At 71.4% G+C, this 14076-nt stretch carries 10 protein-coding genes; 5 read left to right on the top strand and 5 right to left on the bottom strand.

Annotated elements, in window-relative coordinates:
• The first annotated feature begins 88 nt into the window (after positions 1-88).
• From EV375_RS06530 to EV375_RS06510, 5 genes are all read left to right on the top strand, one after another.
• Positions 89-1360 (top strand): extracellular solute-binding protein, encoded by a 1272-nt coding sequence (locus EV375_RS06530; protein ID WP_130298604.1) that lies wholly within the window; start codon positions 89-91, stop codon positions 1358-1360.
• Positions 1361-1390: 30 nt separating this feature from the next.
• On the top strand, positions 1391-2416 hold the full coding sequence (locus tag EV375_RS06525) for a carbohydrate ABC transporter permease (protein WP_130298603.1): 1026 nt from the start codon (positions 1391-1393) through the stop codon (positions 2414-2416).
• Position 2417: 1 nt separating this feature from the next.
• Entirely contained in the window at positions 2418-3278 is an 861-nt protein-coding gene (locus tag EV375_RS06520; protein ID WP_207227997.1) for a carbohydrate ABC transporter permease, read from the top strand.
• A gap of 70 nt (positions 3279-3348) precedes the next feature.
• A complete protein-coding gene (locus EV375_RS06515) occupies positions 3349-5040 on the top strand; it encodes a glycoside hydrolase family 13 protein (protein WP_130298602.1) in 1692 nt (563 codons plus the stop codon).
• A complete protein-coding gene (locus EV375_RS06510) occupies positions 5037-6101 on the top strand; it encodes a LacI family DNA-binding transcriptional regulator (RefSeq protein ID WP_130298601.1) in 1065 nt (354 codons plus the stop codon). Before EV375_RS06515 ends, EV375_RS06510 begins: the two co-directional genes overlap by 4 nt.
• 189 nt (positions 6102-6290) lie before the next feature.
• Here EV375_RS06510 and EV375_RS06505 read toward each other — a convergent pair whose 3' ends face one another.
• The 5 genes from EV375_RS06505 to EV375_RS06485 form a co-directional block, all read right to left on the bottom strand.
• On the bottom strand, positions 6291-8300 hold the full coding sequence (locus EV375_RS06505) for a hypothetical protein (protein WP_130298600.1): 2010 nt from the start codon (positions 8298-8300) through the stop codon (positions 6291-6293).
• A 95-nt stretch (positions 8301-8395) separates the two neighbouring features.
• Positions 8396-11515 (bottom strand): alpha-N-acetylglucosaminidase, encoded by a 3120-nt coding sequence (locus EV375_RS06500; RefSeq protein ID WP_130301657.1) that lies wholly within the window; start codon positions 11513-11515, stop codon positions 8396-8398.
• A gap of 107 nt (positions 11516-11622) precedes the next feature.
• Positions 11623-12279, bottom strand: a complete 657-nt coding sequence (locus EV375_RS06495; protein ID WP_130298599.1) for a response regulator transcription factor — start codon at positions 12277-12279, stop codon at positions 11623-11625.
• A 220-nt stretch (positions 12280-12499) separates the two neighbouring features.
• Positions 12500-13387, bottom strand: coding sequence for a Gfo/Idh/MocA family protein (locus EV375_RS06490; RefSeq protein WP_130298598.1), 888 nt, complete (start codon positions 13385-13387; stop codon positions 12500-12502).
• Entirely contained in the window at positions 13384-13755 is a 372-nt protein-coding gene (locus tag EV375_RS06485) for a 5-carboxymethyl-2-hydroxymuconate Delta-isomerase (RefSeq protein ID WP_055488547.1), read from the bottom strand. The genes EV375_RS06490 and EV375_RS06485 overlap by 4 nt, the downstream gene beginning before the upstream one ends.
• Positions 13756-14076 lie beyond the last annotated feature (321 nt).

Below are 14076 nucleotides of genomic sequence, written 5' to 3'. Positions count from 1 at the left end.
GACGGGATCCGGGTTCCACCGGAGCGGAGGCCGAGGGCGGGGTCCACCCGGACCGCAGGTCCGGGGGAAAGACATGGGAGGGAATGACATGCGGCGTGGCACAGCAGTCACCGCGGCGGTGGCGGTGCTCGCACTGACGGCGACGGCATGCGGTGGGGACGACGGGAGCAGCGACAACGCCGGCAAGGGCGAGATCGCCGGCACCGTCACTTACTGGGACACCTCGAACGACGCCGAGAAGGGCACGTACAAGAAGATCGCCGAGGACTTCGAGAAGAAGCACCCGAAGGTCGATGTCAAGTACGTGCACGTCAACTTCGGTGACGCGAACCAGAAGTTCAAGAACGCGGCGGGCGGCAACTCCGGCGCCCCGGACGTGATGCGCACCGAGGTCGCCTGGGTCGCCGACTTCGCGAACCTCGGCTACCTCGCCCCGCTGGACGGCACCCCGGCGCTCGACGACGCCGGCGACTACATCAAGACGGCGGCGGGCAGCACGCGCTTCAAGGGCAAGACCTACGCCGTGCCGCAGGTCACCGACACCCTCGGTCTCTTCTACAACAAGAAGATGCTCAAGAAGGCGGGCGTCGGCGTGCCCAAGTCCTTCGACGAGCTGAAGAAGTCCGCCGAGAAGATCAAGAGCAGGACCGGCGGGACCGCGCTCTACCTGCGCGGCGACGACCCCTACTGGTTCCTGCCCTACCTCTACGGCGAGGGCGGCGACCTCGTCGACCCCACCGCGAAGAAGATCACCGTGGACGACGGGCCCGGCGCGAAGGCCTTCGCGAGGATGAAGGACCTCGTGGACTCCAAGGCGGCGGTCACCGACAGCAGCGACGGCCAGGAGAACGGCCTCAAGGCGTTCCAGGACGGCGACGTCGCCATGATCATCGACGGCCCGTGGGACATCGCCGGAGCCCAGCAGGGCAAGGAGTTCAAGGACGACAAGGACAACCTCGGCGTCGCGCCCGTACCGGCGGGGAGCAAGGGGAGCGGCTCGCCCCAGGGCGGCTGGAACCTCTCGGTGTACGCCGGCACCAAGAACATGCGGACCGCCCAGGAGTTCGCCAAGTACATGAGCTCCGCCGAGGTGCAGCAGCGCACCACCGAGGAGCTGAGCCTGCTGCCCACGCGCAACTCCGTGTACGAGAAGCCCTCGGTCCGCGAGAACAAGATGGTCGAGTTCTTCAAGCCCGCCGTCGACAACGCCGTTCAGCGGCCGTGGATCGCCGAGGGCAACTCCCTCTTCGAACCGATCCGGGGGCAGATGGACGCCGTGCTCACCGGCAGCCGCAGCCCGAAGGAGGCCGCGGACAAGACCGGTGAGGGCTTCGGCAAGGTGCTCAAGGACTACAAGTAGGCCATCGAGGAAGAGGGGACGGCCCGGGAGATGGCTGTGGAGACCACCAGCCGGCCGGCCCGCGCGGACGCGGACGCCGAAGGCGGCGCCCGCGTCCGCCAGCGGGGGAGCGGCGGGCGGAGCGGGAAAGCCGGAAGGCTGCGCAGGGCGGCGGAGAAGCACTGGTACGCGTGGGCCATGGTCGCCCCCGTCGTCGTGGTGATCGGCGTCATCATCGGCTATCCGCTGCTGCGCGGCTTCTACCTGTCGCTCACGGACGCCGACGAGGCGAACGTCGAGCGCACCATCGGCGTCAACCACCTGCCTGCGACGTACCGCTTCACGGGGCTCGACAACTACACGGCGATCCTCGGTGACAGCGTCTTCTGGGACCGCCTCGGCTGGACGGTGGTGTGGACCGCGGGCTGTGTCGGCGTCACATTCGCACTCGGTCTGACGCTGGCCGTGATGCTCAACAGGCAGGTGCGCGGCCGCTCTTTCTACCGCATCGGGATGATCGTGCCGTGGGGCATCCCGGCCTTCGTCTCCGTCTTCGCCTGGAAGATGCTCTTCAACGAGAAGAACGGCCTGCTGAACAAGGTGCTCGACGGGGGCGGCATCGACTCGGTGCCGTGGCTGGGCGATCCGCTGTGGGCCAAGGTCGCCGTCATCGCCGTCAATGTCTGGCTCGGCGTCCCCTTCATGATCGTCGCGATGCTCGGCGCGCTTCAGGGCATACCCGGAGAGCTGTACGAGGCGGCCGAGATGGACGGCGCCGGGCCCTGGCAGCGCTTCCGCAGTATCACGCTGCCCGGCGTGCGCGCGGTCAGCAGCACCGTCGTGCTGCTCAGCACCATCTGGACCTTCAACATGTTCCCCGTGATCTATCTGCTCACCAGGGGCGGCCCGGAGGACTCCACGGAGATCCTCGTGACGTACGCCTTCCGGCTGTCCTTCATCAACAGCCCGCGGGACTTTGCCACTTCGGCCGCCTGGGGTGTGCTGATACTGGTGCTGCTCTCGCTCTTCACGGTCGTCTACAGGCGGGCGCTGCGCCGCCAGGGAGAGGTGTGGTGACGTGACCGCCGCGAAGACGATCCCCGTTCCGGGAAGGCGCGGCGAGCGAGGCCCCCTCGCCGCGTTCGGACTGCACGCCGGACTGCTGGCGGCGACGGCCGTCGCGCTGTTCCCGCCCCTGTGGCTGCTGGTGACGTCCTTCAAGCCGAAGAGCGAATCGTTCTCCACCGCGCTGGTGCGCGACTTCACGCTCGACAACTACACGCATGTCGTCGCCGACACCTACTTCCTGACGTGGCTGGGGAACTCGCTGCTCGTCGTCGTCGGCACGACCCTGATCGGCGTCTTCATCGCCGCGACGACCGGCTACGCCATCAGCCGTTTCCGCTTCCCCGGGATGCGGCCGCTGATGTGGGTGCTGCTGATCACGCAGATGTTCCCCATGGCGGTGCTCATCGTGCCGCTGTACAACACCATGGCCACCCTCGGCCTGCTCAACCAGCCCGTCGGTCTGATCATCACCTATCTGACGATCGCCGTGCCGTTCTGCGCCTGGATGATGAAGGGCTTCTTCGACACCGTCCCCGTCGACATCGACGAGTCGGGGCGCGTCGACGGGCTCACGCCCTTCGGCACCTTCTGGCGACTCGTGCTGCCCCTGGCGAGACCCGGACTGGCCGTCACCGGCTTCTACAGCTTCGTGACCGCCTGGGCCGAAGTCGCCTACGCCACGGCCTTCATGACGGGCGAGGAGAACCTGACCCTGGCGGGCGGGCTGCAGACCTTCGTCAACCGCTACGGCTCCGACTGGGGTTCGATGACCGCCGCGGCCGTCATCATCGCCGTTCCCGCCGCGGTCGTCTTCGGATTCGCGCAGCGCCATCTCGTGGCCGGGCTCACCGCCGGTGCCACGAAGTCCTGACCCCGGCCACGTCACGGCCCCCGCCGGGACGGTACGGACCCGCACCACACCTCCGACTCTCAGGGATGACATGACCCAGCATCTCGGACACGCCGGCGCAGCCGCTCCGGCCGGCGAGCAGGGAACGCGACCGGAACGCACGGGCTGGTGGCGCGACGCGGTCATCTACCAGGTCTATCCGCGTTCCTTCGCCGACGGCGACGGTGACGGCATGGGCGACCTCCAGGGTGTACGGTCCCGGCTGCCGTACCTCGCGGACCTGGGTGTGGACGCGGTGTGGCTCAGCCCCTTCTACGCCTCGCCGCAGGCCGACGGCGGCTACGACGTGACCGACTACCGCGCCGTCGACCCCCGCTTCGGCGACCTGGCCGACGCCGCCGCGCTGATCAAGGACGCTCACGCTCTGGGGCTGCGCGTCATCGTCGACGTCGTGCCCAATCACTCCTCGGACCGCCACGTGTGGTTCCAGCAGGCCCTGGATGAGGGCCCGGGTTCACCGGCCCGCGCGCGCTACCACTTCCGGCCCGGCAGGGGCGAGGAAGGCCAACTGCCGCCCAACGACTGGGAGTCGGTCTTCGGCGGCCCCGCCTGGACGCGTGTGAAGGAGGCGGACGGCACACCCGGCGAGTGGTACCTGCACCTCTTCGCGCCCGAGCAGCCCGACTTCAACTGGGAACACCCCGCCGTGCACGACGAGTTCCGCACGGTGCTGCGCTTCTGGCTCGACCTGGGTGTCGACGGATTCCGCATCGACGTCGCCCACGGCCTCGTCAAGGCACCGGGCCTGCCCGACACGGGGCAGAGCGGCCAGCTGCGGCTGCTGGGCAACGCCCGCCTCCCCTTCTTCGACCAGGACGGCGTGCACGAGATCTACCGTGACTGGCGGCGCGTACTGGAGGAGTACCCGGGCGAACGCATCGGTGTCGCCGAGGCATGGACGCCCAACTCGCAGCGCACGGCCCTCTACGTGCGCGAGGACGAGCTGCACCAGGCCTTCAACTTCCACTATCTGCAGACCGATTGGGACGCGGAGGCGCTGCGGGCCGTCGTCAGCGAGTCCCTGGAGGCCATGCGGCCCGTCGCCGCGCCCGCGACGTGGGTGCTCTCCAACCACGACGTCGTACGCCACCGCACCCGACTCGGCGGCGGCCTGCCCCGAGCCCGCGCCGCCGCGCTGCTGATGCTGGCGCTGCCGGGCTCCGCGTACGTCTACCAGGGGGAAGAGCTGGGCCTGCCCGAGGTCACCGAACTCCCCGACGAGGCCCGCCAGGACCCCTCCTTCTTCCGCGACAACGGGCAGGAGGGGCTGCGCGACGGATGCCGCGTGCCGCTGCCGTGGGAACGGACGGGCAGCTCCTTCGGCTTCGGCCGCGGCACAAGCTGGCTGCCGCAGCCCGAGGACTGGGGCGAGATGTCCGTGGCGGCACAGGCCGGCGAGCCCGGCTCCACACTGGAGCTGTACCGCAGGGCGCTGCGGCTGCGCCGCGCGCATCCCGGCCTGGGCGCGGGGGACTCGGTCGAGTGGCTGTCCGCACCGCATGGCGTGCTCGCCTTCCGCCGCGGCGACTTCGTCTGCACCGCCAACACCGGCGAGGAGCCCGCCGAACTGGAGGGAACCCCCGGAGAGTTGCTCCTGGCGAGCGGCCCGTACGACGGCCACGGTCCCCTCCCGGCCGACACCACCGCCTGGTGGAGCATCGCGGGGGAGGCCGGAAACGCCACGGCGCACGGCACGGCGTCGGCCGCCGGGGCCGGCGCATGACGGCTGCGGCCTCGGCGCTCCCCGCCACGCGGCTCGCCGACGTCGCCGGGCAGGCACGTGTCAGCGAAGCCACCGTCAGCCGGGTCCTCAACGGCAAGGCGGGCGTGGCCGATTCGACGAGGCAGCGGGTGCTGGCCGCGCTCGACGTCCTCGGGTACGAGCGGCCGGTACGCCTGCGGTCGCGCAGCGCTGGACTCGTCGGCCTCGTCATCCCCGAACTGACCAACCCGATCTTCCCGGCCTTCGCCCAGGTGATCGAGCAGTCCCTGACCGGCTACGGCTACACGCCCGTACTCGGCACGCAGATGCCCGGCGGAGCCACCGAGGACGAACTGGTCGCCCAACTCGTCGACCGCGCCGTCACCGGCATCATCTTCCTCTCCGGGCTGCACGCCGACCTGACGGCCGAGCCCGCACGCTATGCCCGGCTGGCGGCCCGCGGTGTGCCGTACGTCCTCGTCAACGGCTACAACGAGCGGATCGCCGCACCCTTCGTCTCACCGGACGACCATGCCGCCGCCCGCATCGCCGTACGGCACCTGCGCGAGCTGGGCCACGAGCGGATCGGACTGGCCGTCGGCCCGGACCGGTTCGTGCCGGTGCGCCGCAAGGCCCAGGGATTCGCGGAGGAACTCGCCGAGGACGGGCCGGGGCCGGCGTCGGGCCTCGTGCGGCACACCCTGTTCACAGTGGAGGGCGGCCACGCCGCGGCGGGCGGTCTCCTCGACGCGGGCTGCACCGGCATCGTGTGCGGCAGCGACCTGATGGCGCTGGGCGTCGTGCGGGCCGCACGCCAGCGGGGGCTCGACGTGCCCCGAGACGTCTCCGTCGTCGGCTACGACGACTCGGAGCTGAACGCCTTCACCGACCCTCCGCTGACGACCGTCCGGCAGCCGGTGCGCGCCATGGCGAACGCGGCGGTGCACACGCTGCTGGAGGAGATCCGCGGAAACCCCGTGCCGCACAGTGAGTTCGTCTTCCAGCCGGAGCTCGTCGTACGAGGCTCCACGGGGCAGGCCCCGGCTCACGCGGGGGACAGGTCCCGGGCACGGAACGGGTGAGCGTCCCGGCGGCACGCCTCCCGGCGCGCTGCCCGCGTTCGCCCGGCGCCACTCTCCGGTCCGGCCGGCCGGCGGCCCGCCACGCGCGGTCCGCACGCGCCCGGCCGGTCGGGCCGGTCCTCACCGCGCTGCCCTCCCGCCGGGCGGGAGGCGGGATTCGCCTCGGCCTCCCGCCCCGCGGTCGGTGGGTCAGCGACCCGACTCCAGCTTCTCGCCGTTGGCCAGCCGGGCGCTGATCTTGGCCTTGGCGCCCTTCTTCGCGGGCAGAGCCAGCTTCCGGCCCGGTGAACTGCCGCTCGGGCCGCCGGACTTGCCCGTCGCCCGGATACCGGCCACCTTGCGGCTGCCTGCGGCGAGCACGTACCAGTTGCCGGCGTCGCTCTTCCACAGTGCGCCGCTCACCGCATGCGGCCGGCGCGGGCCGCATGCGGGGGTGTCCGTGGCGCGTGCGGTGAAGACGGCCTGCTCGCCGCGCTCCAGACCGGAACGCCGGAAACTGGTGAAGATGCGGGCGCCCTTGCCCTGCCACGTCTCGCCCCGGGTGCACAGCCAGGTCGCCGAACTGGCCCCGCCCGGCAGCAGTTGCGTCGCGAACTTCCAAGTGTTGACCGAGCGCACGCCGCCGCCCACCATCGAGCGGAACCCGCAGGCCGTGTGCGCCAGCCGCCCCCTCGCCGTCGCACTCGTCGCGTCGCGCGGCTTCTTGGCGGGGCTTCCGGAGGTGACCCGTGCCGGCGTCAACTCGCCCAGATCGGTGTAGAGATGACGTTTCGACTTCCCGCTCGTGGACAGCAGCAGCCCCGGCCATCGGTTGCACTCGCGCGGGTCGCGGCCCGGGCCGGTCAGCGACATGAGGACTCCGTCGTCCTCGCGGTTGAGTCTCCGGCCCTCGTCGTCGGACTGCAGCAGATCCACCTCTGCCGCCTCGGAGACCCAGGGCGCCGTCAGATAGCGGACGTTGGAGTCGCTTCGGGAGATGACCAGCGCACCGGACTCCGCCGTGTCCGCACCGTCCGTGCGGGCGATGTCCAGTACCGCTCCGCCGCTGTCCGCTCCCTCGGGTTCGGCGTACCGCGCCGCCCGCAGCCCGTCGTGCAGCAGGACGACTTTCGCGCCGTCCACCCGCCCCGCGTACAGCAGTTGGGGCGGCCCGGCGGGCGGCCCGTGGGACGTCCCCTGCGTCACCGACAGGCGCACCTTGCCACCGGGGCGCGCCCAGACGGCCAGCGCCCGGCGCAGCAGCCCGTCGTCGTCGGTGAGGTCTCCGCGCGCCGGCCAGGCGGAGAAGTCCGTGCGCGAGGCCTGCTCCCAGGCCCCGGCGGGGACCCGGGTCAACGATGCCGGTTCCAGGGCCTTTTCGGCGGCCGGGTTGCGGGCGTAGAGAGGCGCCGCGGCACCGTCGGGACCCCAGGAGTCGCCGGGCAGCCCCAGAAGCCCGCCGCACACGACGACCGCCGCCACCGCCGAGAGAGCCGCGCGCAGATGCTGGCGGCGGCGCAGCAGATCCGTGGGGCGTGCCTGAAGCGAGCACGGGTCGAACTCCGAAGGGCCCAGCACCGGCTTGTCGTTGCTTCCCGCAGGCAGACGGATCCGGGATGCGGCGGCGAGCGCCTCGGCGGGCTCCTGCACCCCCGCGGCCTCGAGCACACGGCACACCTCTTCGTCCGGCATGCCCTCCCAGCCGCGCAGCGCGCACGCCGCCCGCGCCGCTCCGGAGACCTCCGACAGCGCCTTTTCCAGGGCGAGTTCGTACGCGCCGCCGGAACGCGGGAAGAGCTGGAGCCCCAGGACCAGGGGGAAGAGCCCGGGCCGCACCGGCAGCGGGCGCAGCCGCCACGGCCCCAGGCGCCGCGGCCGCTCACCGGAGAGCGCCGCCCGCAGCACGCGCGTCGTCAGAAACTCGTAGACGTCCGCGCCGGTCGCGTGGGCGGCGTCGCCGCCTGCCGGGCCGTCACCTCCGCGCCGCTGCGCCGGCAGCATCTTGACCTCGGCGCTGCCGCGGCCGCGGGGAAGCGTCCGCTGTACGAGCGAATGCGCCGTCAGCACCCGTCGGTGCCGCGCGAGGGAGGGCGGCAGCACCAGATAGGCCAGCCGCACCAGCCGCGGGTAGTGCTCGACGAGCGCCGCCTGGGCCTGCTCCACGTCGACGGAGCCGGACGGTGTGCGCGAATGCTGCGAAGTCGTTTCCGAAAGTGCCACGCTCACGAAAACGAACGACCGGTGGCTTGGTCACCTGGCGCCCCGGGCGCGCCCGGCCCGTCCGCCGTGCCCCGCGGATCGCAGGGCGCCGGACGTCAGCTCACATCCCAGTCCCGGAACTCCACCGTGCCGCGGGCTCCCGTGCCGCCGTTCGTCGCCGACATGAACATCCCCACGTCCTGCCGCGAAAGGGCACCCGGCACGGTGACGGTGCCCACCGTGCGCCAGTTCGCGCCGTTGTCCGTGGACAGTTCGCCCTGGAAGGAGCGTCCGTCGCGGGTGAGGCGCAGTGTGACGGGGGCGGTGACGCCGGTGACGCGTTCGTATCGGTTGAGGGTGCCGTCGCCGTCGGAGTCGTAGGAGAGCACCACACCGTTGTCCGGTGTCACCGACAGGTTGACGAAGCCCTGCGACGCGGTGCCGGGAAGCTGGTTGCGGGCCACGATCCCGGCGCGTGCCCACGGACCCGTCACTTCCTGGGAGGTGACGCGCACCGTCGCCGAGACCCCGTCGCGCAGGGCTCCCTCGCGGTAGATCGCACCGAAGTGCGAGGTGCCCTTCCACATGTCGTCGCCGGCGCCTTCGATCGCGAAGCGGTCGCCGAGCTGGCCGAAGACGGCGTCGTTGGTGCTGACGGTGGACAGCTCCCGGTCCAGCGGTCCCGCGACGTAGAGCCTGCCGGGCTGCGGCATCCGCACGCGGCGCTCGCCTTCGGGCCCGTACTCCACCGTCAGTTCGTAGGCGAGCGGCTGCAGCGGATCCTTCAGCTCGTCCTTCGGCGCCCGAACACGCCACTTGACGCCTGCGCTGCTGCCCTGTTCGACCCGCAGCACGGAGGTGGAGCCCTGCGGCTCGGCGTTCTGCAGGCCGGTCAGGGAGAAGTCGACGACGCCCGTCGCGCGCAGTCCGCTCTCGTTGCGGAAGACGGCCTCGAACGTGCCGGAGGCGCCGGGGGTCAGCGTGACCGGGTCCGACTTGGCGGTCACGCTGCCCTGGAACGGTGCCTTGGCCAGGGCGGCGTGCACGCGCTGCGCGGTGCGGTGGGGATCTCCCGAAGGGCGCTGCGCGTACGACTTGGTCTCCCGCGCCCAGGCTGCCTCCAGCTCGTACCAGTCGAAACTCTTGGGGGTCCGGTCCTCCGCGAGGGCGTCCTCGATTTCCTCCAGGTAGGCGCGCCACTGGGGCTGGTGGAAGTCCCCGATGAGGCCCTGCCAGTCGCGGTTGGCGTAGTTGGCGAGCCTGCCCTTGTCGGCGGCCGGACGGTCCGCCCACGCGGTGAGCAGCGTGCGTGCGGTGAGTTCGAGCTTGTCCTGCTCGGACTCGCCGCCGGCCATCCGCCGCGCGTCGGCGAGCCACGGTCCTAGCAGGAAGGACTGGTGGGTGCCGGCGATCTCGTCGCTGAGCTTCATCAGCGACAGCCACAGATTGCTCAGCTTGCGGAAGGCCGCCGTGTCCTGCTGCTGGTACGCGGACTTCAGTTTGCCGATGAGCAGCCACGAGCGGTTGGCGAGGGCCTGGCGCGTGACGTCGGCGAGGTCGTAGCGGTAGGCGTCGCTGCCGCGGAGCGATTCGCGGACGCCGAGCAGGGCCGTCAGCGCCGCGTCGAAGTCGGCGAGGTCGAAGGCCGGGGTGTGCGTGGCGTAGTGGGCGCCGGAGCGGGCGTCGAGGCTGGGCCGTGCCGCGAAGATGCTGTCGTGCGGACGGCCGTCCGTGCTGCTGATCTCGTAGGCGGTGCCGCGCAGGGCCGCGAGCGCGGCCCGGGCCTTCTCGTCCTCCCCGCCGTAGCGCAGCCGCGCGTAGTCGGCGAACCACTGCTTCCGTTCGACCGGCTCATCCCGCCAGGCGAGTTCACTGAAGAGTTCGAAGGCGAGCGGGTCGCGGTGCGAGGACTCCGGCATGTACGCGGTCCCCACCAGCTTGCTGCCCGACTTGTCCCGCCACTTCGTGAACCGCTCCGTCCACATCTGCGTCTTGGCGCCGACCGTCGTGCGGCCGCCGAAGTTGGGGATGGTGCCGAAGGCGTACGGGACTCCGCCCCAGTCCGACTCGCGGCTGGTGATCCTCTCCAGGTCGGAGAGGCCGTCCACGACGAGTGCGCGGTTCTTGTGCCTGAGCGCGTCGAGCAGTTCGCGGCGCGGGTTCTTCTGCCAGCCGAGGATCACCCAGGTCGCGCCGGGCAGCGCCGCCTGGAGGGCCTTCTCCACGGCCTGCGCCGCGTCGGAGACGGGCACGTCGCCGGCCTTGCCGCCTTCGTGCAGCAGATCCATCTTGACGTGGCGGATCTCGCCGAAGACGTCCTTCTGGTGCTTGTAGTACGCGGCGGCGACCCGGCGGAAGACGGACGTGCGCGGGTCGAGCCACGCGGGCCTGGTCAGGCCGTTCCAGTCGCCCTGGGCCACGGTCCTTCCGCCGGGGTTGCGGTCCGAGAAGTCGTCGGGGACCGTGCCGAAGTAGCCGGGCAGCACGGCGTGCATGCCCAGTTCCCGCAGCCGTGTCACGATGCGGCGGCCCAGGTCCTCACGCTTCTTCAGCAGTCCCGAGGAGACGGGCCCTCCGTACTCGGAGAGGTTCTGCAGCAGCCACCACGGCTGGTGAGAGGGCGCGGGGATCCACGTGCGGGCCTCGTCGTCGGAATAGCCGAAGTCCATCAGCAGACGGTGGTAGACGGCCTCGGAACCGGTTGTCACCAGCACCTCGTTGCAGCCGTGCAGGGCCATCACGTCGATGAAGCGCTCCCAGTGCTTCCAGTCCGCGTACGGGGCGGTGTAGCCGTCGTGCGTGTCGTTGAGCATGAAGCGGTGCGGCACGGTGGCGCTGCGCTCGTACGGGCTGCCCGGTGCGGGGAGCTGCTTGGGCAGGTCGGTCTGGCTGCCCGCCCACGAGATGTGGGAGGCGCAGGTGTACTTGAGGTACCAGTGCAGCCCGGTGAGGGCCACGGCCGGGGAGGTTCCGGCGATCTCGACGGCGCCTGCGCGTCCGGAGACCTTGAAGCGTTCCTTGCCGCCGGTGAGCGCGGTGAAGGAGATCTGGTCGTGGTGGTCGGGGAGCAGACGCCGGACGGCGGCCGCGGCGTGTTCCATGTCGGGGGCCGCGGTGTGGAAGCCGGGGACGGCCGGCGTCTGGGCGGCCGCCGGGTTGGTGCTGGGGCCCAGCGCCACACCCGCGCCGAGCGCTCCGGCCGTACCCAGAAGCGTGCGTCTGTTGATGTCCTCCACGGCGTGCTCCACTTCTCGCAACATCCGGTCACCGCTGACACATGTGCTGCGCACGCTAATCGAGTTTTATGTGCTTATACGAGAGGGCGCGGCACAGGTTGTACTGGTCAGCCCCGGTCGGCCCCGTCCAGATAAGCCAGCACCGCGAGCACCCGACGGTTGTCGTCGTCGGAGGGCGGAAGCCCCAACTTCCCGAAAATATTTGACGTGTGCTTGGCGACGGCCCGCTCCGTCACGACGAGCTGCGTGGCGATGGCGGTGTTGGAGCGGCCCTGCGCCATGAGTTCCATCACTTCCCGCTCCCGGGCCGTGAGTCTCGCCATGGGCGCCTCCCGCGAGCGCCGGGAGAGCAACTGCTGGATCACCTGCGGGTCCATCGCCGTACCGCCCGCGGCGACGCGTCGCACCGCGTCGACGAACTGGTCCGCGTCGAAGACCCGGTCCTTGAGCAGATAGCCGACGCCGCCCGTGCCGTCCGCGAGCAGCTCCCGCGCATACAGCTGCTCGACGTGCTGGGAGAGGACCAGGACCGGCAGCCCGGGGCGTCTGCGCCGCGCCTCCAGCGCGCACTGCAGCCCCTCGTCGCTGAACGACGGCGGCAGACGCACGTCGACGACGGCGACATCGGGCTCCAGTTCCTTCAGTGCCCTGCTCAGCTCGGGCCCGTTGTCGACGGCGGCCGCGATCTCGAATCCGAACGCCTCCAGCAGGCGCACCAGGCCGTCACGCAGGAGGAACAGGTCTTCGGCGATGACGACGCGCACAAGGTCTCCACGGTGGCCGGAAAGCTGGGTCGCTCCCGGAATCTACCGGCTCGGGGCACGGCCGGGGCGAGGCCCGGCAGACCCCGGTCCCGGGGGAGGACGGTCGCCCGCGGACGGACGGGACCCCTCGCCCCAGCCGTCCGCGACGCCCGCGGCGTGCTCCTGCCTGAACGCATCCCGCTCCGTGCCGGGACGGGATGCGTTCAGGCTCTGCGGACGGCTACTGATCGAGGGCCGCCTCCGCGCTCGAGAGGATCTCCGTGACCCGCTGCGCGAACCGGACGTCACAGGCGTGGCCCACGCCCGTGCGCGCCGACTCGGCCAGCGCGTCCACGGCCCTCGCGAACGCGTCCACCGGCGCCTCGTCCCGCTGGGGCAGAGCCGCCGTACCGGCGGCACCCCTGACCTCGGCGGTGACCCCGCCGGCCGCCGGCGGCACGGAATGGCTGAGCGTGCAGGTGCTGGAGGCTCCGTCCGCGTGCCGGAGGACCATGTGGACGGTGTCGCCGACGCCACGCCCCGCGCGGACCGAACCGAGGTCGGTCACATCGCCCAGCACGGGCAGCAGCACGGACAGCGCGTGCGGACCGACGTCCCACAGGGCTCCTCTCTCCCGGCGCCACGGCGACGCCGTGTAAGGGGAGTCGGCGCCGCCGAAGACGGGAGAGAGCCAGTCGGCCCGGCCCGTCAGCCATCCCTCCGCTGCGGCTTGTTCGCCGATCCACGTGGCGGTCGGCTCGCTGAAGCGCAAGGTGAAGAAGACGACGGACGCCACGCCGGCGGCGTCCACCGCCTCGGTGACCTGCCGCGCGGCCACGGGCGTCGTGGCGACGGGCTTGTCCAGCAGCAGATGGCAGCCGGCCTCCGCGGCCCGCACCGCCAGCGGCGCCTGCACGTCGGGGGGAAGCGCGACGGCTACGGCGTCGCAGTCGGTCAGCAGAGCGTCGACGTCGTCGTAGGCACGGGTGCCGAGTTCACCGGCGAGTTCTCTGGCCGCCTCGGAGCGGCGGCCCCACACGCCCGTCAACTCCACGTCCTTGTGCGCCGCGAGAGCGGGCCCGTGCGTGCTGGATGCCCACGGCCCGGTGCCGAGCAGTCCGAATTTCATACGTGGTCCTCTTCCGTGTGACTTGCGAAGCTGCGGCGGGAAAGGTCGCAGACATCGACGGAGGTGTGCAGCGTGACGCCCGGCGTCGGCTTGACATGGTCGCGGGCGAGCCCGAGGACGGCCCTGGAGAGTTCGGCCTTCGCCTCGGGTGTGCGCCCGGACAGCAGCGCCACCTCGACGTGGAGCATCGCGACCTCGTCCGTCCCGTCCGCGATCACGCACTCGTCGATCTGCCGGAACCTGGTCTTGCAGCCCGAGACGGAACCGACCACGGTGCGGGCGAGCAGCGGGTGCAGGGCCAGCCCGAAGCCGCGGCGGTCGAACGTCTCGGCGAGGGCATCGGAGTAGTCGACAGTGATGTGCGGCATGGGGGCAGCGTACGGGCTGAAGGTGCGGCCCATGAGGGAAGCCCGCCGATCGAGCCAGGTGCCGTGACACCTGCGCAAGTCGCCCACGCCAGCCGCTCTGACCTGCGGGAAAACGGCGTCCGGTATCGGCGTGGCAGGGGCGTCCCCCCCGCGGTCGCCGCACGAGGATCGCGCCCCGGCCCCCGCGGCGGGCGGCGCGAGGGGCGGGACGCATTCCGGTTCCGTCCGGCCCGTGTCAGCGGGAGCGGGTGGCCGGCGCCGGACCGGCGGACTCGGCCGCGACGGTCGGGGACGTCCGTCGGGCCCCCTGTTCCGGGCGCA

The sequence above is a fragment of the Streptomyces sp. CNZ301 genome (genome assembly GCF_004217425.1).
The sequence above is the reverse complement of the archived record's forward strand: the minus strand, read 5'-3'. Positions and strand labels throughout refer to the sequence as shown.

Excerpts from the sequence above, each read along its gene's own strand:
- EV375_RS06530 (WP_130298604.1), top strand. The coding sequence starts at position 89 with ATGCGGCGTGGCACAGCAGTCACCGCGGCGGTGGCGGTGCTCGCACTG.
- EV375_RS06525 (WP_130298603.1), top strand. The coding sequence starts at position 1,391 with ATGGCTGTGGAGACCACCAGCCGGCCGGCCCGCGCGGACGCGGACGCC.
- EV375_RS06515 (WP_130298602.1), top strand. The coding sequence starts at position 3,349 with ATGACCCAGCATCTCGGACACGCCGGCGCAGCCGCTCCGGCCGGCGAG.
- EV375_RS06510 (WP_130298601.1), top strand. The coding sequence starts at position 5,037 with ATGACGGCTGCGGCCTCGGCGCTCCCCGCCACGCGGCTCGCCGACGTC.
- EV375_RS06490 (WP_130298598.1), bottom strand. The coding sequence starts at position 13,387 with ATGAAATTCGGACTGCTCGGCACCGGGCCGTGGGCATCCAGCACGCAC.
- EV375_RS06485 (WP_055488547.1), bottom strand. The coding sequence starts at position 13,755 with ATGCCGCACATCACTGTCGACTACTCCGATGCCCTCGCCGAGACGTTC.